15 protein-coding genes, 2 tRNA genes and 1 pseudogene are annotated in these 19,640 nt (G+C 37.9%); 13 read left to right on the top strand and 5 right to left on the bottom strand.

From position 1 onward, the window contains the following. Positions 1-393 precede the first annotated feature (393 nt). Positions 394-933: a hypothetical protein gene (locus MW688_RS21110; protein ID WP_486737983.1), complete on the bottom strand. Its 540-nt coding sequence runs from the start codon at positions 931-933 to the stop codon at positions 394-396. A gap of 588 nt (positions 934-1,521) precedes the next feature. Here MW688_RS21110 and purL point away from each other — a divergent pair. The 3 genes from purL to MW688_RS21095 all read left to right on the top strand — a co-directional run bounded on the left by purL (position 1,522) and on the right by MW688_RS21095 (position 6,242). Next, entirely contained in the window at positions 1,522-3,831 is a 2,310-nt protein-coding gene (gene purL, locus MW688_RS21105; protein ID WP_486737982.1) for a phosphoribosylformylglycinamidine synthase subunit PurL, read from the top strand. 101 nt (positions 3,832-3,932) lie between these two features. After that, complete coding sequence (purF, locus tag MW688_RS21100; RefSeq protein WP_486737981.1) at positions 3,933-5,366, top strand: amidophosphoribosyltransferase; 1,434 nt, start codon at positions 3,933-3,935, stop codon at positions 5,364-5,366. Positions 5,367-5,477: 111 nt separating this feature from the next. Further along, positions 5,478-6,242 (top strand): class I SAM-dependent methyltransferase, encoded by a 765-nt coding sequence (locus MW688_RS21095; protein ID WP_486737980.1) that lies wholly within the window; start codon positions 5,478-5,480, stop codon positions 6,240-6,242. Between the two features lie 53 nt (positions 6,243-6,295). Here the strand turns inward: MW688_RS21095 and MW688_RS21090 are convergent. Then, positions 6,296-6,365, bottom strand: a tRNA-Met gene (locus tag MW688_RS21090). A 158-nt stretch (positions 6,366-6,523) separates the two neighbouring features. On the opposite strand from MW688_RS21090, the pseudogene lexA (MW688_RS21085) reads away from it, so the two are divergent. After that, positions 6,524-6,961, top strand: a pseudogene (gene lexA / locus MW688_RS21085) (transcriptional repressor LexA); the annotation flags it as partial. A gap of 201 nt (positions 6,962-7,162) precedes the next feature. Here lexA (MW688_RS21085) and MW688_RS21080 read toward each other — a convergent pair. After that, positions 7,163-7,236: transfer RNA gene (locus MW688_RS21080), tRNA-Met, on the bottom strand. Positions 7,237-7,390: 154 nt separating this feature from the next. On the opposite strand from MW688_RS21080, the gene lexA (MW688_RS21075) reads away from it, so the two are divergent. Further along, positions 7,391-8,008 carry a transcriptional repressor LexA gene (gene lexA, locus MW688_RS21075; protein WP_486737979.1) on the top strand — a complete coding sequence of 206 codons (618 nt, stop codon included), beginning with the start codon at positions 7,391-7,393 and terminating at the stop codon, positions 8,006-8,008. Here the strand turns inward: lexA (MW688_RS21075) and thyD are convergent. Together thyD and psb28 are read right to left on the bottom strand one after the other, a co-directional pair. Next, on the bottom strand, positions 8,005-8,922 hold the full coding sequence (thyD, locus tag MW688_RS21070) for a thylakoid membrane protein ThyD (protein WP_486737978.1): 918 nt from the start codon (positions 8,920-8,922) through the stop codon (positions 8,005-8,007). The genes lexA (MW688_RS21075) and thyD overlap by 4 nt on opposite strands. Before the next feature lie 11 nt (positions 8,923-8,933). Continuing rightward, positions 8,934-9,311, bottom strand: coding sequence for a photosystem II reaction center protein Psb28 (gene psb28, locus MW688_RS21065; RefSeq protein ID WP_486737977.1), 378 nt, complete (start codon positions 9,309-9,311; stop codon positions 8,934-8,936). Between the two features lie 146 nt (positions 9,312-9,457). On the opposite strand from psb28, the gene MW688_RS21060 reads away from it, so the two are divergent. The 8 genes from MW688_RS21060 to recJ all read left to right on the top strand — a co-directional run bounded on the left by MW688_RS21060 (position 9,458) and on the right by recJ (position 18,441). Continuing rightward, positions 9,458-10,207 (top strand): transporter substrate-binding domain-containing protein, encoded by a 750-nt coding sequence (locus tag MW688_RS21060; protein WP_486737976.1) that lies wholly within the window; start codon positions 9,458-9,460, stop codon positions 10,205-10,207. A 166-nt stretch (positions 10,208-10,373) separates the two neighbouring features. Further along, complete coding sequence (locus MW688_RS21055) at positions 10,374-10,925, top strand: tetratricopeptide repeat protein (RefSeq protein WP_486737975.1); 552 nt, start codon at positions 10,374-10,376, stop codon at positions 10,923-10,925. Between the two features lie 94 nt (positions 10,926-11,019). Further along, positions 11,020-12,468 carry a 15-cis-phytoene desaturase gene (gene pds, locus MW688_RS21050; protein ID WP_486737974.1) on the top strand — a complete coding sequence of 483 codons (1,449 nt, stop codon included), beginning with the start codon at positions 11,020-11,022 and terminating at the stop codon, positions 12,466-12,468. 210 nt (positions 12,469-12,678) lie between these two features. Continuing rightward, entirely contained in the window at positions 12,679-13,617 is a 939-nt protein-coding gene (crtB, locus tag MW688_RS21045) for a 15-cis-phytoene synthase CrtB (protein ID WP_486737973.1), read from the top strand. 29 nt (positions 13,618-13,646) lie between these two features. Beyond that, positions 13,647-14,708 (top strand): RuBisCO accumulation factor 1, encoded by a 1,062-nt coding sequence (locus MW688_RS21040; protein ID WP_486737972.1) that lies wholly within the window; start codon positions 13,647-13,649, stop codon positions 14,706-14,708. Next, entirely contained in the window at positions 14,701-15,018 is a 318-nt protein-coding gene (locus MW688_RS21035; RefSeq protein WP_486737971.1) for a hypothetical protein, read from the top strand. Before MW688_RS21040 ends, MW688_RS21035 begins: the two co-directional genes overlap by 8 nt. An 85-nt stretch (positions 15,019-15,103) precedes the next feature. After that, a complete protein-coding gene (locus tag MW688_RS21030; RefSeq protein ID WP_486737970.1) occupies positions 15,104-16,474 on the top strand; it encodes an LCP family protein in 1,371 nt (456 codons plus the stop codon). Positions 16,475-16,476: 2 nt separating this feature from the next. Beyond that, on the top strand, positions 16,477-18,441 hold the full coding sequence (gene recJ / locus MW688_RS21025) for a single-stranded-DNA-specific exonuclease RecJ (protein WP_486737969.1): 1,965 nt from the start codon (positions 16,477-16,479) through the stop codon (positions 18,439-18,441). Positions 18,442-19,640: the final 1,199 nt, after the last annotated feature.

Raw genomic sequence — 19,640 nt, 5'->3', positions numbered from 1 at the left:
AGAAATGAACTTTTTCTGAGGTTAATTTAGTACATAAGTTCTGGTGCAAGATATGAGTTGATGAAGATACTCAAAACAAAATTTTAGTGAGTTTGCTTAAACAAGCTAATCACAATATCGTAACCTCAGATCTTGCATCTTTACCTAATGTTACTTGTGGTGGTTGAGTAATGAGTTTTGAAGTAATGAGTAATGAGTTAAAGAATTAATGCTCAACGCTTAAAAATTGGTATACCTTTGCCAGATCTTAGGCTAAAGAGAAATGAACTTTTTCTGAGGTTAATTTAGTACATAAGTACTGGTGGAAGATGTGAGGTAACTGTTAATGAGGTTGAAATGAACGGAAAAATAGATTCATTAAAACTAAATGCTATTTAAATTTGATCTCTATTGTTACTGAAACTTTTCTAAATCCGCTAATCGAGCTTTGATTTTACGATCTATTTCGTTATTATTATACTTGATCTTTTGATTTTTTTGTAATAAAAGTTCCTCATATCTTTTCATCAATACAACAGGAAGGGATGTTAAGCTTCCTGTGTCCCAGACGTAGTTCAAAATCTCTTGATATAATTTTTGATAATTAGAATCAAATTTATTAGCATCATTTTCCTGATAATTAATAGGTAAGTTTAATTGTTTTTGATTGATTACAAAAGATATGCTTATAACAAATTTAGAGATATAATAATGTTTTTCTTGCAAATCTTCCTGAGAAAAAGTTTGTTTAAATATTTGTTGATATTTATCTAAAATCTCTTTGGTTTTTTGTTTATATTGTTGCTCAATTTGATTTAACTCAGTGATTTTAACTATAGTTTGTTGATTGAGAAATTCTAAATTATTAAGAGCTTCTCTAATTTGATTAAAGTTCATATTTTCTTTTCCTACAATTTGCATTAATTCAAGATTTTCAATAATTTGAAAGTTCATAAGATTAATTGTTAATAGGTTTTTAATATTATACTCATTCTAAAAGAAGTAATGTAGATTTCCTTTTCCCTCATATCAAAGCACCAGTACTCATGTACTAAATTAACCTCAGAAAAAGTTCATTTCTCTTTCGCCTAAGATTTTGCAAAGGTATACCAATTTTTAAGCGCGATCGCATTAATTCTTTAACTCATTACTTCAAAACTCATAAAGATGCAAGATCTGAGGTGAATGCCCACGCCTGACAGGAAGCAGGGTCTTTTCATTCTTGACAAAGAAAATGGTGAGGAGAAGCAGGGAGCACCGGAGCTTCTGAGCAGGGAGAGGGGATTTTTTACTAATAATAAATCCCCTTTTTTCTAATAATAGCTAAAAAGAGCGTAAACTTTTGTGGTGTCTAGCTTCTAGCTAAGACAAAATTTTAGAATGAAAAGACCCTGGACAGGAAGAAGGAAGAAAGTGTAACGAGAAATACAATTTACCCAAAAATGTCGAGAGAGCAAAAAAAGCGAGAAGCCTATTGCTGATTACCTACCTTGACAGTTAACATTAATTTTGTGAGACTACTTATTTTACTAAGCAATTACTATGTCATCAGCCGCTACAATTACCGCCGCCTGCCGCAAATTAGGCATTAAACCCGAAGAATATCAAGAAATAATTAAAAGACTAGGACGTGAACCAAATCTAGCTGAATTGGGAATGTTTGGAGTGATGTGGTCAGAACACTGCTGTTATAAAAACTCTAAACCTCTGCTGAGACAATTTCCCACTCAAGGCGATCGCATTTTAGTAGGACCTGGTGAAAATGCCGGAGTTGTTGACTTAGGTGAAGGTTTACACATTGCTTTTAAAATAGAATCCCACAATCATCCCTCAGCCGTAGAACCATTCCAAGGAGCCGCTACTGGTGTTGGGGGAATTCTGCGAGATATCTTTACCATGGGGGCACGTCCTATAGCCTTACTTAATTCTCTGCGTTTTGGACCTTTAACACAAGGGCGTACGCGCCGTCTTTTTGATGGAGTAGTAGCGGGAATCTCTCACTATGGAAATAGTACAGGTGTACCAACAGTAGGAGGAGAAATATACTTTGATGCGGCCTATACAGGTAACCCCCTAGTTAACGTCATGGCCATCGGTTTGATGGAGACAGAATCTATTGTGAAATCTGGGGCTAAGGGTATCGGTAACCCAGTGTTATACGTAGGTTCAACCACGGGAAGAGATGGAATGGGGGGAGCTAGTTTTGCTAGTTCAGAATTAAGTGAACAATCTTTAGATGACCGTCCCGCAGTACAAGTAGGAGACCCCTTTTTAGAAAAGTCTTTGATTGAAGCCTGTTTAGAAGCCTTTAAAACTGGAGCTGTAGTTGCAGCTCAAGATATGGGAGCTGCGGGTATCACCTGTTCTACAGCCGAAATGGCAGCAAAAGGAGGAGTAGGAATTAACTTTGATTTAGATAAAATTCCTGTACGAGAAAGAGGTATGAGTGCCTATGAATTTCTCCTGTCAGAATCCCAAGAAAGAATGCTCTTTGTTGCCAGTAAAGGCAGGGAAACAGAATTAATTGAGATTTTTCACCGTTGGGGACTACAGGCAGTAGTAGCAGGAGAGGTAATTACCGAACCAATTGTACGTATTTGGCATCAAGGAGAAATCGCCGCAGAAGTTCCCGCCACCGCCTTAGCTGATAATACCCCAGTCTATCATCGAGAACTGCTCCCAGAACCTCCTGCCTACGCACAAGCAGCCTGGAAATGGTCTGTGGAGAGTTTACCCCCCTCGGATTCCACAGGAATTGAAATTTCTGGGACCAAATCTACCTGGAGAGAAATTCTCCTGCAATTACTGGAAAGTCCTAGTATTGCTTCAAAACAATGGGTTTACCGTCAATACGACCACCAGGTACAAAACAACACAGTAATCCTTCCAGGAGGTGCAGACGCCGCCATAATTAGAGTTCGGCCTCGCCTAGCTAAACCTGAGGCTTGTAAGACTGGTATAGCAGCTACTGTAGATTGTAATAGTCGTTATGTGTACTTACATCCCGAATTGGGAGCCCAAGCCGCTGTAGCTGAAGCTGCACGGAATTTAAGCTGTGTAGGCGCTCAACCTTTAGCAGTAACTGATAATCTCAATTTCGGTAGTCCCGAAAATCCCATCGGCTACTGGCAACTAGCTTTAGCTTGCCAAGGAATTGCCCACGCCTGTAACCAATTGGGCACACCAGTAACTGGAGGCAATGTCTCTCTCTACAATGAAACTTTAGACGCCGAGGGGAAACCTAAACCTATTTATCCAACTCCCGTAATTGGAATGGTGGGGTTAGTGGAAAATCTTGACCATATCTGTAGTCAGGGATTTAAACAGCCTGGGGACTTAATTTATCTTCTTGGAGATTTAACACAGTTTAGTTTAGCTGGGTCTGAATATCTGGCCCAAATTCATCAGGTGGTAGCTGGGAAAATCCCCCCAGTTGATTTTCAATTAGAAACTAAGGTACAACAAGTTTGTCGAGAAGGAATCGCTCGTCAATGGCTTAATTCTGCCCATGATTGTGCTGAAGGGGGTATTAGTGTTTGTTTGGCTGAGTCTTGTTTGAGTGGAAAATTAGGGGCGATGATTGATTTATCATCTCTACCTTCATTGAAATTACGCTGGGATGAATATTTATTTGGAGAAGGTCCCAGCAGAATTATAGTGTCTGTGGCCCCTGAATTACAAGCAGATTGGGAAGCTTATCTCCAGGAGAGTTTACCGAATCATTGGTGTCAATTAGGTCAAGTGACATCTAGAGAAGATGGTTTTACAATAGAAGAGAGTAAGTCTAATTTTGTATTAAAAACTACATATAGCGAATTAAATGATCGCTGGTATAGTCTTTGTCTGAAGTGACAAGTATTGTTAAAATTTGATTAAGAAACGGTTAACAAAAGATTAAGAATAGACCATTGAATTACCCTTCCATCCCTAAAAACCAGGAGATTGATTACCCCATGAACTTTAACCAACCCCAAGATAAGCCCAAAGAAGCTTGTGGTGTTTTTGGTGTTTACGCACCAGAAAAAAATGTATCAAGATTAACATATTTTGGTCTCTATGCTTTACAACATCGAGGACAAGAATCAGCAGGAATAGCAACTTTTGACGGGGATCTACTGCATATACACAAAGACATGGGTTTAGTCTCCCAAGTCTTTAATGAAAAAATTCTACAAACATTAACCGGAGATCTTGCTATCGGTCATACTCGCTATTCTACGACCGGATCTAGTCTGGTAGCTAATGCCCAACCCGCCATCGTTGATACTCGTCTAGGTAAACTAGCTTTGGCCCACAATGGTAATTTAGTAAATATTTCTAATTTAAGATCTCAACTAAGCAAGCTCAATTATGAGTTTAAAAGTACAACCGATTCAGAAATGATCGCGATCGCCATAGCGGCAGCGGTAGAATCAGGAAAAGATTGGCTAGAAGCAACGACGGTGGCCCTACAAAAGTGCGAAGGGGCTTACAGTTTGGCGATTGGCACACCTGTAGGAGTGATGGGAGTTAGAGACCCCCACGGCATACGCCCTCTAGTAATTGGGATTCTTCCTGGAGAACCAAATCGCTATGTAATTGCCTCAGAAACTTGCGGTTTAGACATAATTGGTGCAGAATATTTACGAGATGTAGAACCAGGAGAATTAGTCTGGATTACTGAAGCTGGGTTGGCATCTTTTCATTGGGCAAAAGAACCTGCGAAAAAGCTATGTATCTTTGAAATGATTTATTTCTCTCGTCCTGATAGTCTGATGAATGATGAAACTCTCTATAGCTATCGAGTTCGCCTTGGCCAAGAATTAGCTAAAGAATCTCCCGTAGATGCCGATTTGGTGATTGGTGTACCTGATTCTGGTATTCCTGCCGCTATAGGGTTTTCTCAAATATCTGACATTGCTTACGGCGAAGGACTGATTAAAAACCGTTATGTTGGCCGTACTTTTATTCAGCCAACACAACACATGAGAGAAATTGGCATTCGCATGAAACTTAATCCTCTTAAAGATGTTTTAGACGGCAAAAGAGTAATTATTATTGATGATTCTATTGTTAGAGGTACCACTAGCCGTAAAATTGTTAAAGCTGTACGAGAAGCAGGCGCTAAAGAGGTACACATGAGAATTTCTTCCCCGGCAGTTACTCACCCCTGTTTCTATGGACTTGATACTGATAATCAAGACCAATTAATCGCGGCAACTCATTCTCTTCAAGAAATTACTGATAAGTTAGAGGTTGATTCCCTTGCTTATTTGAGTTGGGAGGGAATGCTTAAAGTTACTGGAGAAGATAGCAGTAATTTCTGTTCTGCTTGTTTTACAGGTAATTATCCTATTGCTATCCCTGAAGCGATGAAAGCTTCTAAGTTGATGTTAGAACAAGTTTAGTTATTTGTATATGACTCCCCCTGCTTTTACCATGCAGGGGTGTTTTGTTCTCAAACAGAAAATAAAGAAGATGGGGATAGTTTAAAATAACTCTAAAAGATCCTAGAATTTATGAAATTAACTAGAATTATTATACCTATTGTTGTTTTGGCGATCGCCCTTATTTTCTTTCTGATTCCTTCTTTTACCTATGAATCTTCTCTAAAGGTTAATTCACAACAGTTACCAAACTATTACCAACAAAGACCTTTACACAGTAGAGATGGTATCGGTAAGTTTTATCTAGGTAGAGAAATTGCCAAAGTCATGGGACATCAAGAAATGCTTTGGTTAGAACGTCCTAGCCGTGAAAATCAAGAAAAGCCTCATCAGGTTGTAGACGCTTTACAACTTCAGCCTGATGATATAGTAGCAGATATTGGTGCAGGCACAGGATATTTTACCTTTCGTATTGCCCCAAAATTACCTCAAGGAAAAGTTCTAGCCGTCGATATTCAGCCAGAAATGCTTGATTTGATTAATTTTATTATTGAAGATAATCAAATAGACAATGTTGAAGCCATCAAAGGAAGTGAAACTTCTCCTAATTTAGCAGCAGCATCAATTGATTTAGCCTTGATGGTGGATGCCTATCACGAATTTGCCTACCCTAGAGAAATTATGACAGAAATTTTTACTGCCCTTAAACCTGGAGGTAGAGTGGTTTTAGTAGAATATCGAGGGGAAAATCCTTTGATTCCTATTAAAGCTTTACACAAGATGACCGAAGCCCAAGTGAAAAAAGAAATGGGTTCAGTGGGTTTACAATGGGTAGAGACAGAGGAGTTTTTACCCCAACAACACTATTTAGTATTCCAAAAGCCAATAACCTCATAATTATGATTATGAGGTCGCACTTAATTGCTGTAATTTAAGTAATTTTTGTATAATGGCGGGTTGCGGATTTGAACCACCGACCTTCGGGTTATGAGCCCGACGAGCTACCAGACTGCTCTACCCCGCTATGACTTTTTAAGTATAACTTATCTATTTAAAAATGTGCAAGCCAATTTCCATTTTTATTTTAATTTAGCTTTTCTTTTGACAAATGCCTGTAAATATGATGATAAAAAGGTAGTACTAATGTTCTAATTAAACAAAATTAGATCAACAAAACCATGGAAAGTCTAACAAAAGCACAAAAAGAACTATACGACTACCTAGTTAGGTATATAGATGAAACAAAATATGCACCATCAATCAGACAGATGATGCAGGCAATGGGATTAAAATCACCCGCACCAATTCAAAGTCGTTTGGAACGTTTACGCAACAAAGGATATATAGATTGGACACAAGGAAAAGCTAGAACCATCAGGATTATTAAATCTCAAAATAGCCCCAATAATCAAGGAATGCCTATTTTAGGAGAAATAGCAGCAGGAGGGGTAGTTGAACCATTTACCGATGTTCAAGAAAACCTTGATTTAAACAGTATCTACCAAAAACCTAATCACTATGCCTTGAGGGTAGTGGGTGACAGCATGATTCAAGACTTAATTGCTGAAGGTGATTTAGTAATTATGCGTGGCCTATCTTCCAACAGAGAAACCTTAGTCATTGAATTAGAGTTTAAGAGTTAATAATAAGCTTGACAGGTTAATGTTATCTTATTTGTATGGTAACTCAGTTAAAAAACCTGGTTCTCTCGACATTATTGGATAAATTGCATTTACAGTTACACTTTCCCTAGTAAAACTATGATACTTTTAACCCAATAACAACTACTAAATTCTTTAATTGATACTTTTGTTAAATGGCGGGAGGCGGATTTGAACCACCGACCTTCGGGTTATGAGCCCGACGAGCTACCAGACTGCTCTACCCCGCTATGACTTTTTAAGTATAACTTATCTATTTAAAAATGTGCAAGCCAATTTCCATTTTTATTTTAATTTAGCTTTTCTTTTGACAAATGCCTGTAAATATGATGATAAAAAGGTAGTACTAATGTTCTAATTAAACAAAATTAGATCAACAAAACCATGGAAAGTCTAACAAAAGCACAAAAAGAACTATACGACTACCTAGTTAGGTATATAGATGAAACAAAATATGCACCATCAATCAGACAGATGATGCAGGCAATGGGATTAAAATCACCCGCACCAATTCAAAGTCGTTTGGAACGTTTACGCAACAAAGGATATATAGATTGGACACAAGGAAAAGCTAGAACCATCAGGATTATTAAATCTCAAAATAGCCCCAATAATCAAGGAATGCCTATTTTAGGAGAAATAGCAGCAGGAGGGGTAGTTGAACCATTTACCGATGTTCAAGAAAACCTTGATTTAAACAGTATCTACCAAAAACCTAATCACTATGCCTTGAGGGTAGTGGGTGACAGCATGATTCAAGACTTAATTGCTGAAGGTGATTTAGTAATTATGCGTGGCCTATCTTCCAATGAAAATTTAAAAAATGGTGAAATAGTAGCCGCCAGAGTCCAAGGACATGGAACTACACTCAAACATTTTTATCAAGAAGAGGACCAAATTACTCTTAAGGCATCTAATCCCAGATACAAACCAATTCAAGTTAATGCCGAACAAGTAGAAGTACAGGGAGTACTAGTGGCCGTTTGGAGGTCTTTTAGTTAAATTCTGCGAATAATTTCTTGTAAAGCTGGTTTAATCTCGGGATACTGATACTTAAAAACCGTACTTTGAGTCTGTTTTGGTAGTACTTGTTGTCCTTCTAAAACTACTTGAGCCCCTTCGCCGAGGAGTAACTCTAGAGCGATCGCTGGGACTGGTAACCAAGAAGGACGACCCATCGTTTCCCCCAAACTCTGACAGAGTTGATTCATCCTCACGGGATTGGGGGAAGTGGCATTATAAACTCCCTGAAATTCTGGGTTTTTGATAGCTTCAATCATTAAATTTACTAAATCATCAATATGAATCCAAGAAAACCACTGATTACCACTACCAATTGGTCCTCCAGCAAACATCTTAAAGGGGTTAATCATTTTACCTAAAGCACCACCATTACCCAGAACAATTCCTAATCTTAGAATTACTAGCCTCACACCATACTCTTTAACTTTTTCCGCCTCTGCTTCCCATATTTGGCAAACTTCAGCTAAAAAGTCATTACCGGAGGGACTACTCTCATCAAAAGTTGCTGTTTCACTAGTTCCATAATAGCCAATCGCTGAAGCACTTATTAACACTGAGGGTCGAGGATTAACCTTACTAATAGCTTCTACTATATTTTTAGTTACCGATTGACGAGAAGAGAGAATTGCTTGTTTATATTCTGGTGTCCAACGTTCAGATATAGATTCTCCTGCTAGATTTACCACAGCTTCACAAGTATCTAAGCCTTCACCTTGATAAGTTGATGAGTTGTATGGAACAATCTCTACATTGGGAAAAGCAGAACTAGGGAAAATTTTTTCACCTCGCATCTGATTACGAGTGAAAACGATAATTTCATCTCCCTGATCCTGTAGTTTTTTAACTAAACGAGTTCCTACAAATCCTGTTCCACCAGTTATTGCTACTTTCATTTTTTAGTTATTTATTTTTGGTCATTTTTTTTATCACTATAGCCCATACCATTGGCTTGAGCGTATCTTTCCATAAAGCGCATGAATCTTTCCCAATGATTATCTGAATCTATTTCAAAACCACATTCAACTTTCTGTAAATCATCCCCTTCATCTCCTGCATAGATAATTTTAAGAGATGATGGAGATACACTAATTTCCCCCTCTGAATCAATTAAGCGTAGAGACCCCTGATATCTTTGGGTAAAACTGTTAAATCTTTCTAATGCCTTGAGATTATCAAATGTCATTAATACAGTACGGTTCCCTGTATCCTTTCCCTGTCTCAGGCTCACATTACTTAGTTCTTCGGCAATACCTACAAAAAATTCTATTCTTGGACTTGTCATTTACACTTTCATACTTTATTTTGTTATATCCTAACATTTGGTAAAGATGGAAGATCTGAGTTAAGCTTTTTTTGACACTCACCAACCTGATTTTTATGTTACATTCAAGAACACACCGTTTATTTAAATTAATTATTATTTTCTGTTTGACTGTTTTTACAACCTTATGGTTATTTAACCATAAATATCAAATAAATGCTCAAACAGTAGATTTACAAAACAAAGAAGTACTAACTATAGCAGTAAAAAATAATTCTCCTCCCCTAGGGTTTTTAGATAGTGAGGGAGAATTACAAGGATTAGAAATAGACATAGCTAAAAGATTAGCAAAGGAATTATTAGGCAGCGAATCAAAGGTAAAATTATTACCAGTAAGTAATCAAGAACGTTTAGATGTGGTGATGAATGGAGTTGCTGACTTAGCTATTGCCAAAATGACAGTGAATAACGCGCGATCGCAGCTAGTGGATTTTAGTCCCTACTACTACCTAGATGGAACAGGAATTATTAGTAAAAATCAACAAATCAAACAAACAAGGGATTTAGTCACTAAAAAAATTGCTGTACTTAACGAATCTACCACCATCCCAGTAATTAAATCTCAATTACCCCAAGCCAACCTAGTGGGTGTAGATTCCTATCTAGAAGCATATCAACTGTTAGAATCAGAACAAGTAGAGGCATTTGCTGCCGACCAAAGCACCCTAACAGGTTGGGTACAAGAATATCCCGACTATCACTTGGTGAGTCAGAATCTTTCAGGAGAACCCCTAGCGGTAGTTATGCCCAAAGGCTTACAATATCGCAATCTACGCACCCAAGTTAATCAGGCGATCGCCCGATGGCGTGATTCAGGCTGGTTGCGTCAAAGAGCCACCTATTGGGGACTACCATAATTTTTACATCTTGCATCTGTATCAAGAGTTACTGGTGGAATGCGCGAATGTAGAATTTAGGATTTTGAGGTCTCCTCGCTCATCCGTGTCCTCATTATTTGATTTAACGATTCAAAAAACCCTTAAGATAAAGTTTACTGATTTTTTATAGTAAAAAAAAATAATTATGAATGAAACCCTCGAATCTCTTCCAGTAGTTTACCTATCCGTCTTGTTAGTTATTTTACTAGCTATTGCTATATTCTTACTCAACCAAGTAGTTAAGACGCGGCGTTTAGAATCAAGATTTTCTCAACTACAAAAAAAGCTCAAAGAACAGACAGGAACACCCCAAGAATACTATGAATTAGGGAGTTTGTATCTAGATAAAAAATTATTTGTGCAATCAACTAATTTATTTCAAAAAGCCCTGAAGGCAAAAAACGTAGAACCAGAAAATCAAGCATTAGTATACAATGCTCTAGGTTACGCCTATTTTGCCCAAGAACAATACGACTTAGCGATTCGTAACTATAAAGAAGCACTCAAGTTATATCCAGGATATACAATAGCTTTAAATAACTTAGGAAATGCTTACGAAAAAAAACAACTAATAAAACAAGCAATAGAAGTATATGAGGAAACTCTAAGTATAGAACCAGAGAACAAAATAGCTAAAAAAAGAGTAGAATCCCTAAGTAGAAGAATAGTAACACCAAAAAATGAGAAAAGTAAATAAGATAAATATTGCAGAATTTTAGTAAATTCTCAGAAATGTAACGAAATGCAAAGTATAATGAAAAAAAAGTTAACCAAAATAAAGATAAAAAATAATGCGAGTTGCGATCGCCGGAGCCGGCCTAGCGGGACTATCTTGTGCTAAATATCTAGTAGACAAAGGACATACACCGATTGTCCTAGAAAGAAGAGACGTATTAGGAGGGAAAATAGCCGCCTGGAAAGACGAAGATGGAGACTGGTACGAAACCGGACTACACATCTTTTTCGGGGCTTATCCCAATATGCTGCAATTATTCAAAGAATTGCAGATAGAAGATAGGCTACAGTGGAAAGAACACACAATGATCTTCAACCAACCGGAAAAACCAGGAACTTATTCGCGTTTTGATTTTCCCGATCTTCCTGCACCAATTAACGGAGTAATAGCAATACTCAGAAATAACGATTTACTGACCTGGGGAGAAAAAATAAGATTTGGCATAGGTTTAATACCAGCCATGCTGAGGGGACAAAAATATGTAGAAGCAATGGACAAATACTCTTGGTCAGAATGGATGGAAAAACAAAACATTCCTCCAAGAGTAGAAAAAGAAGTATTCATAGCCATGTCCAAAGCGCTAAACTTCATTAACCCCAACGAAATATCAGCAACCATTTTATTAACGGCCCTTAATCGCTTTTTACAAGAGAAAAGCGGCTCAAAAATGGCATTTTTAGATGGGTCTCCCACAGAAAGACTATGTAATCCTTTAGTAGAATACATCAGAGAGAGAGGAGGAGAAGTAAGATTAAACGCTCCTCTCAAAGAAATTATGATAAATGAAGATAAAACAGTAAAAGGATTTTTATTAAGGGGATTAAATGGAGAACCAGACGAAGTATTTAAAGCAGATGCTTACGTATCAGCGATGCCAGTAGACCCCCTAAAAGTGATGATACCAGAAGCCTGGAGAGGAATAGAAACCTTTGAAAAACTAGAAGGATTAGCAGGAGTACCAGTAATAAACTTACATCTGTGGTTTGACAGGAAACTAACAGATATAGACCATCTACTATTTTCTCGCTCAGATTTACTCAGCGTATACGCAGATATGAGTAACACCTGTAAAGAATATGCAGATCCAAACCGCTCAATGTTAGAACTAGTTCTAGCACCAGCTAAAGATTGGATTAGCAAAAATGACTCAGAAATAATAGAAGCAACTATGGTAGAGTTACGGAAGCTGTTTCCTCAGCACTTTAGCGGTGACCAGCAAGCGAAACTGCTAAAATACCATGTGGTAAAAACACCAAGATCCGTGTACAAAGCCACACCAGGACGCCAAGCTTATCGCCCAAACCAAAAAACACCAATTGCTAACTTTTATTTAGCAGGGGATTACACCATGCAGCAATACCTAGGCAGTATGGAAGGTGCAGTGTTATCAGGAAAGTTAACGGCAGAGGCGATAGCCACTGATTATCCTGTAGAAGCAAATCCCCAATCGGGAGAAAATATCGAAAATATCAATGATGCCTCTACTAAAATTGGTGTATCTTAACCCGATAAGGGCGGTCATTTGCCAGCCTTGGATTTAAAATTCGGGGAACTAATGACAAAAAAGTGCTCACTAATGGGAAAATATTGTAAAAGTTAAGTAAAAATTCTGAACTCTTTCTCAAAGGTGGGCTAATCAGTGCCCAGGAAACCAACACGGAATCCCACCGGAATTTCTGAATTTACGTAACCTTTGTCTTTCTACTGCCGATGAATGCTGCAATTACCTAAACCTGAACACAAACTAAAAAAACCATTAGCCTCAGTAGCTGAGGCTTACGAATACTGTCGCCAAATAACTGCGAAGTACTCAAAAACCTTCTATTTAGGCACAATGCTAATGCCTAAAGCTAAACGTCAAGCAATTTGGGCTATATATGTATGGTGTCGGCGTACTGATGAATTAGTAGACGGTCCTCAAGCTAATTTAACGACTCCCGAAACTCTCAAGGAGTGGGAAGAAAATCTAGAAACAATCTTTGCAGGATACCCTCTAGAAGATCCAGATGTGGCTTTAGTTGATACCCTAAAAAGATTTCCCGAGATCGAGATTACTCCTTTTAAGGATATGATCGCCGGGCAAAGAATGGATCTCTACCGCAGCCGATACCAAAGTTTTGAAGAACTATATTTATACTGTTATCGTGTAGCAGGCACCGTAGGATTAATGTCCAATGCTGTACTAGGCGTGGAATCTAATACCTACAATGCACCTTGGGAATCAGAGCAACTGATTTATATTCCCCAAGAAGAAGCTCTAGCCCTAGGTGTCGCCAATCAGTTAACTAATATTCTTAGAGATGTGGGAGAAGATGCCGCAAGAGGAAGAATTTATCTACCTCTAGAAGACTTGGAGTTATTTAACTATACTGAAGCAGATCTCAATAACTTTGTGATTGACGATCGCTGGCGGGCTTTGATGAAGTTTGAAATCCAAAGAGCTAGAGAATACTACCAAAAAGCTGAAAAAGGAATTAGATCCCTTAACCGGGACTCCCGGTGGCCAGTTTGGTCCGCTTTAATGCTCTATCAAGGAATTTTAGACGTGATCGAAGCTAATGACTATGATGTCTTCAACCAAAGGGCTTTTGTCCCCACTAGGCGCAAAATGCTCTATCTACCAATTTCTTGGTTGAGAGCACAAGTTTTATAATTGAGAAAAAACTACAGGAAAAGTCAAAAATGACAGAAGGAGAATTAAATCAAGAAGAAGCAAAAGCAATCATGCAATCGCTACTTCAAAAACAAGGTAACTGGGTTGAGTGGGGTAAAGCTTGTCATCAATTACAAAAAGCTGGCTATTCTGCCAAAACTATTTTTGAAGAAACAGGCTTCCAAGGCAGTCAACAAAATTTAGTTATAGTAGCATCTCAAGTTTATGATAGTATTGAGAAATCCGGGGCCTCTTCAGAAGTACTTAATTACTATATAGGTCCTCGTAGCGATGTGTTATACGAACTACGCATTCTTAATCAAACCCAAAGGCTAGAAACAGCAGAACTAGCTATGGCAAAAAAACTAGATGCAGAGCAAACCAAAGAAGTGGCAAAAGCTGTACAAGAAGCCTCTCGCATGTCTCAATTACCTGACCAATTCTCCCTTCATCCTGGAGACGTTTTTGCTTATCAATGTTGGAAACGCGCTCGCCAAAAAAAAGACCTGCAAGACCGTTCTCGTTTAATCGCTCAAGGTTTACAATTTGCTCACTCTCCTAGCGCTAGACAAGCAATTGAAAAACTTTTGAGCGACTTTACAGTTGTACCTACAGTTAAGGCTCCTTTGTTACCTCTGTATCGCCTGGATGCAGAAGAAGAAATACCAAGAATTATACCAGTAGCGGGGAGTTTACCTCTAACTCCTCAAGAATTCACTCAAGTTCAATCTTTGAGTAGACAAGAACCTTTTAGCTCAGTTCAAATTTTTCATGCTACCAGCGTAGTACCAATACCTGGTTGGCAGGCTATTCTAAAAGCTCTAGATCCTGTAGGAATTTTTGCTTCTAGTGAGCTACTACCCCAAACAATCTCTACTAACTCAGAAACAGTTTTAGTAGTGGTAGACCGTAATTTCACAGAATGGAATATTTATACTTATTTTTTAGTGGCCGAAAACGACCAATTATTAATTCGCTGGTTTGAAACAGCTCCATCTTTACCTATATTGGGTCAAGTAATTGTAATTTTACGTCCCAAAAAGATTATCGATGAAGGAAATATAACTCAACCTTGGCAAATGGATGATTGATAAACCGATGCTGATTATTTTGTTAGTGGCTAATTTAATAATTCTGCCTCTTCCAGTATTATCAGAAACACCAGATTCTACTACTGTCCATTCTTATCCAGAAGATTTTCTAGAGGAGTATTTTGTAGAATGTAGAGAACTGGCGATCGCTGAAGGATTATTACCGGAAGATGCTCAAGTGTTATGTGATTGTACTATTGATGAATTTCAATCTAAGTATAGCTTTGAGGAATATCAACAACTAATTCCAGAGCAAAGGGAAGAGATAGGTTATGCTTGTTTTGAAGACATTTTATACGAAGAAGAGTAAGATAAAAACCTAAAATATTAACAGACTTTATTATAGAAGTATAAGTCTGTTGAAAAATTATAGGTGTGAGGAAGAGGTGCATAATTTGTTTTTTTTTAGAGGGCGAAAAACTAAAAGTAAAAGAAAAAAAAACCTAGGTAAATGGCTACTGATTAGTACATTACTAAGTGGAGTAGCCTTGATTTCAGCTACCGCAGGAGCAATTCTGGCAGTCTCATATCATGACTACAAACCCTGGCAAAAAACACAACTAACCCCAGAAGAAGAACAATTGTTTGAACAAGAATCCAAGGTTTCTCTAGATGCTAAATTGAGTAGTCCAATTAATATCATGGTCTTAGGGGTAAAAGTTTTAACCTCTGACTTAAAAGAACAAGATCAAGATCAAATAAAAGACTTGGGTTACCATGCCTTGGTGAATTCCTTTGATGGAGTGTCTGACTCAATTCTCCTGATAAGATTTAATCCAGATAATCATAAATTAACTATCTTATCTATTCCTCGGGATACTAAAACTCATATCCCAGGTTACGGAATAGCGAAAATTAATGCCGCTAATGAAGAAGGAGGACCCGCCTTAGCTGCCCAAACCATTAGCGATTTATTAGGAGGCATTGCCATCAATGGTTATATTAGAATCAATGTCCAAGGAGTAGAAAAGTTAATTGATACCCTCGGGGGTGTAACTGTCTATGTTCCCAAAGATATGAAATATACAGACCATAGTCAGCATTTATATATTAATCTGAAAAAAGGGAAACAACATCTCAATGGAGATGAGGCGTTACAATTTCTGAGATTTCGCTACGACAACTACGGAGATATAGGCAGAGTACAAAGACAACAAATGCTCATGCGTGCAGTAGTAGATAAGGCAATTAACCCCGATACCTTATTTAAATCACCAGAAATTTACAAGATTATTCAATCTCATATAGATACTAATCTGACTGTAGAAGAATTAGTAGCTTTGACTCGTTTTGCGGCTAATACGAATAAAGTTAACGTAGAAATGTTAATGCTCCCCGGTGACTTTAACGGCAATGGGAGAACAGAAATTAGTTACTGGTTACCTGATTTGGAAAAAACCGCTAAGATTATGGCAGAAAATTTTCAAACCGGATATTCCAATCTAGATGTGACTACACCAGAAAACCTCAAAGTAGCTATTCAAGACAGTACAGGAGATCCAGAAGTAGTTAATGCGATGATTTTACAACTAAAAAGAGCAGGCTATCAAAGAGTATATGTAGTGCAAAATTGGGGGGAAACACTGAGGAATACTCGCATTATTGCCCAAGGCGGAGATGATGTAAATGCGATCGCCCTGCGGGCTCAATTAGGTGTGGGAGAAGTGTTGGTGGAAAGTACAGGAATTCTCGGATCAGATATTACTATACAGGTAGGAGAAGATTGGCGATCGCAAATACAACACATTCAGAAAGTTAGTAATTGAAGATGAAATATAAACTTCCTCAAGCACGTTGGCAAATAGCTAACCCACAATTAAACCAAGTTGATTCTTTAATACAATATTGTCATCTATCCCCTCTACTTGCTCGCGTAATTGTTAATCGTGGCTTGAGAACCCTTGAGGAAGTACACTTTTACTTATACCCTCAATCTCGACCTTTGCCACCACCTGCTGAAGAATTCCCTGATTTAACTAAAAGTGTGAATTTACTGCAATCTGCCATTTCTCAAGGCTCTAAAATTGCTATCTGTGGTGACTATGATGCCGATGGCATGACTAGCACTGCTTTACTTTTACGTGCTTTAAGATACCTGGGGGCAGATGTAGATTATGAAATTCCCCAACGCATGACCGATGGTTATGGTATTAATGAGAGAATTGTAGTTAAACTCGCACAAGCAGGTGTTAGTCTCATTTTAACTGTAGATAACGGCATTAGCGCCCATCAACCCATCGCTAAAGCCAAGGAGTTGGGAGTAAAAGTAATTATTACTGACCATCACGAATTACCTCCAACTCTCCCCGTAGCTGATGCTATTCTTAATCCTAAGTTAATTCCCCCAACTTCTTCTTACTCCGGTTTAGCTGGTGTGGGAGTAGCCTATCTTTTGGCTAGGAGTTTAGTAAGTAATGACAAGTCTTCAGCTCAATTAGAGCAGGAACTTTTAGCATTATATACTCTTGGTACCATCGCTGATTTAGCTCCCTTGACTGGTGTTAACCGTTATTGGCTAAAAACTGGCTTGGGTTTGTTGCCAAAATCAACTGTTATTGGCATTCAGGCGCTGATGCAAGTTTCGGGAGTTAATGATGCTCAAAAACAACTCAAACCAGAAGATATTGGCTTTAGGTTAGGACCAAGAATTAACGCCATTGGCAGAATTAATAATCCTCAAATCGTCATTGATTTACTCACAACTCAAGATTCTGGAGTTGCCCTGGCATTGGCAATACAGTGTGAACAAACTAATCACCAACGTCAACAAATGTGCCTTCAAATCGAAACAGAGGCAATTTCTTTGATTGAGAATACACCTATTCCTTGGCAGTCAAATCGCGTTTTGTTACTGGTTAAGGATAATTGGCATCATGGTGTTATTGGTATTGTGGCTTCTCGTCTCGTGGAACGCTATGGCGTTCCTGTTTTTATAGGTACTTATGAAGATAACCATAAAGTTATTCGTGGTTCAGCTCGCGGTATAGAAGAATTTAATGTGGTCAAAGCTTTAGAATATAGTAAAGATTATTTAAATAAATATGGAGGACACAAAGCTGCCGGAGGATTTAGTTTAAATAGCGAAAATTTAACAGCTTTTGCCGAAAAACTCTCAAATTTTGCCCATCAGTTATTACAACCAGAACATCTCAAGCCTTTAGTGAAAATAGATGCCGAGGCTAGTTTTAATCAGTTAAATAAAACACTATATCAAGAAATAGACAAGCTACATCCCTGGGGAATCGGTAACGCCTTTCCTATTTTTTGGACACCGAATGTAAAAATATTACAACAAGGAATTGTTGGGGATAAACATCTTAAATTAACTTTGTCTAAAAATGGGATCACGTTAAAAGCGATCGCCTGGCGCTGGGGAGAATATTTTCCTTTACCAAGTAACTTAGATATTGCCTACAAAATTACAGAAAATAACTGGCAGGGAGAAAAAACCATTGAGTTAGAATTAGTGGGGGTGCGTTTACCAAAGGTTAATTCCCAAAGTGCAACTAAAAAAGCCCGATTTAGATATGGCGATAGCCTTTATTACTGTAGTTTTTGGGAACAAGACAATGAAGTGAGAATCAAAAACCCCTCAGGAAAAGTATTAGTTATCGATAAAGGCACATCTCAGGCTGTTGTTGGCACAACGCGAGAAAATGCTCAACCTGTAGATATAACTAAGTCTCCCTACACTGAATTGGTGCCCATAGCATATCAAGTTTTGTTTGAATAATCAAATAAAAACTTATTCTAATTTTTTATTCTCATCCTAATACGACAACGAAACCTAACTGTGGCGGACTGCAAAGTGCGATTCGTTATAATTAGTTGTGGCTAAACAGAACATATTTATAGCAATGAGCAGTCAGATATTGACAAACTCACAGGAGTAAAAAAATGGTCAGAAGCTTTATTCATAAAGCTTTTAACTTCCTGTTGCCTGTTGCCTGTTGCCTATTGCCTAGCGCGCAGAGCTATAACTATAGCTCTACGCATTATGGTGTTTGACATCAAAATAAAGCTCTTTCCCCCCTTTTTCAAGCTATCCTTTATAAACATCTTTCTTAACATAAAACTTGACAAAAGCCGCTACTTGTAATTCAGTGCTTTTTGAGATTTTGTCTAAGAAATTAATGTATAGTAATATACATTTTATCCACAACTTAAGTAATTTTACTTAAAATTTCTCCCCCTCTCCCGGAGCTCCCCTGCTCCCCCTCTCCCGGAGCTATACAAGGATTTGGTGAGTTCCTTATAAAGCATAGTTTTTCAAGGGGGGTTAGGGCAGGGCTGTTTTATTCTAAAATTTTGTCGTAAGCTAGAAGCTAGACACCACAAAAGTTGAGGCTCTTTTTAGCTATTATTAGAAAAAAGGTGATTTATTATTAGTAAAAAATCCCCTCTCCCTGCTCAGAAGCTCCCTGCTCCGGTGCTTCTCCTCGCCATTTTCTTTGTCAAGAACGAAACAGCCCTGGCTCATATCTTCCACCAGAACTTATGTACTAATTTTTAAGGAAAAATGTTCTTTATGGTTAATTCTCTATAATCTTTGTATCCTAGAGGTTTAACATCAATTCTCTTACTCATTACTCATTACTCATTACTCATTACTCAACCACAACCAGTAACTTTTGATAAAGATGCAAGATCTGAGCTGGGGGGGGTTAGGGGGGATCAAAATGTCAAACATGTCAACAAGTATTGCTATAACTGAGATCTTGCATCTTTACATAATGTTACTGGTGGTGGATGAATTATGAGTAATGAGTAATGAGTAACGAGTAACGAGTAAGAAGTCTTGAAGTCTTGAAGTACTAAGCTTTGAAGCCTTGAAGTAAGAAGTCTTGAAGTTTTGAAGTTTTGAAGTAATGAGTTAAAGAATTAATGGTAAACGGAGATCGCCCTAAAAATATTCAATTTTTTTTTGATAAA

This window comes from Johannesbaptistia floridana (assembly GCF_057440575.1).
This window is presented reverse-complemented; position numbering and strand designations above follow the sequence as displayed.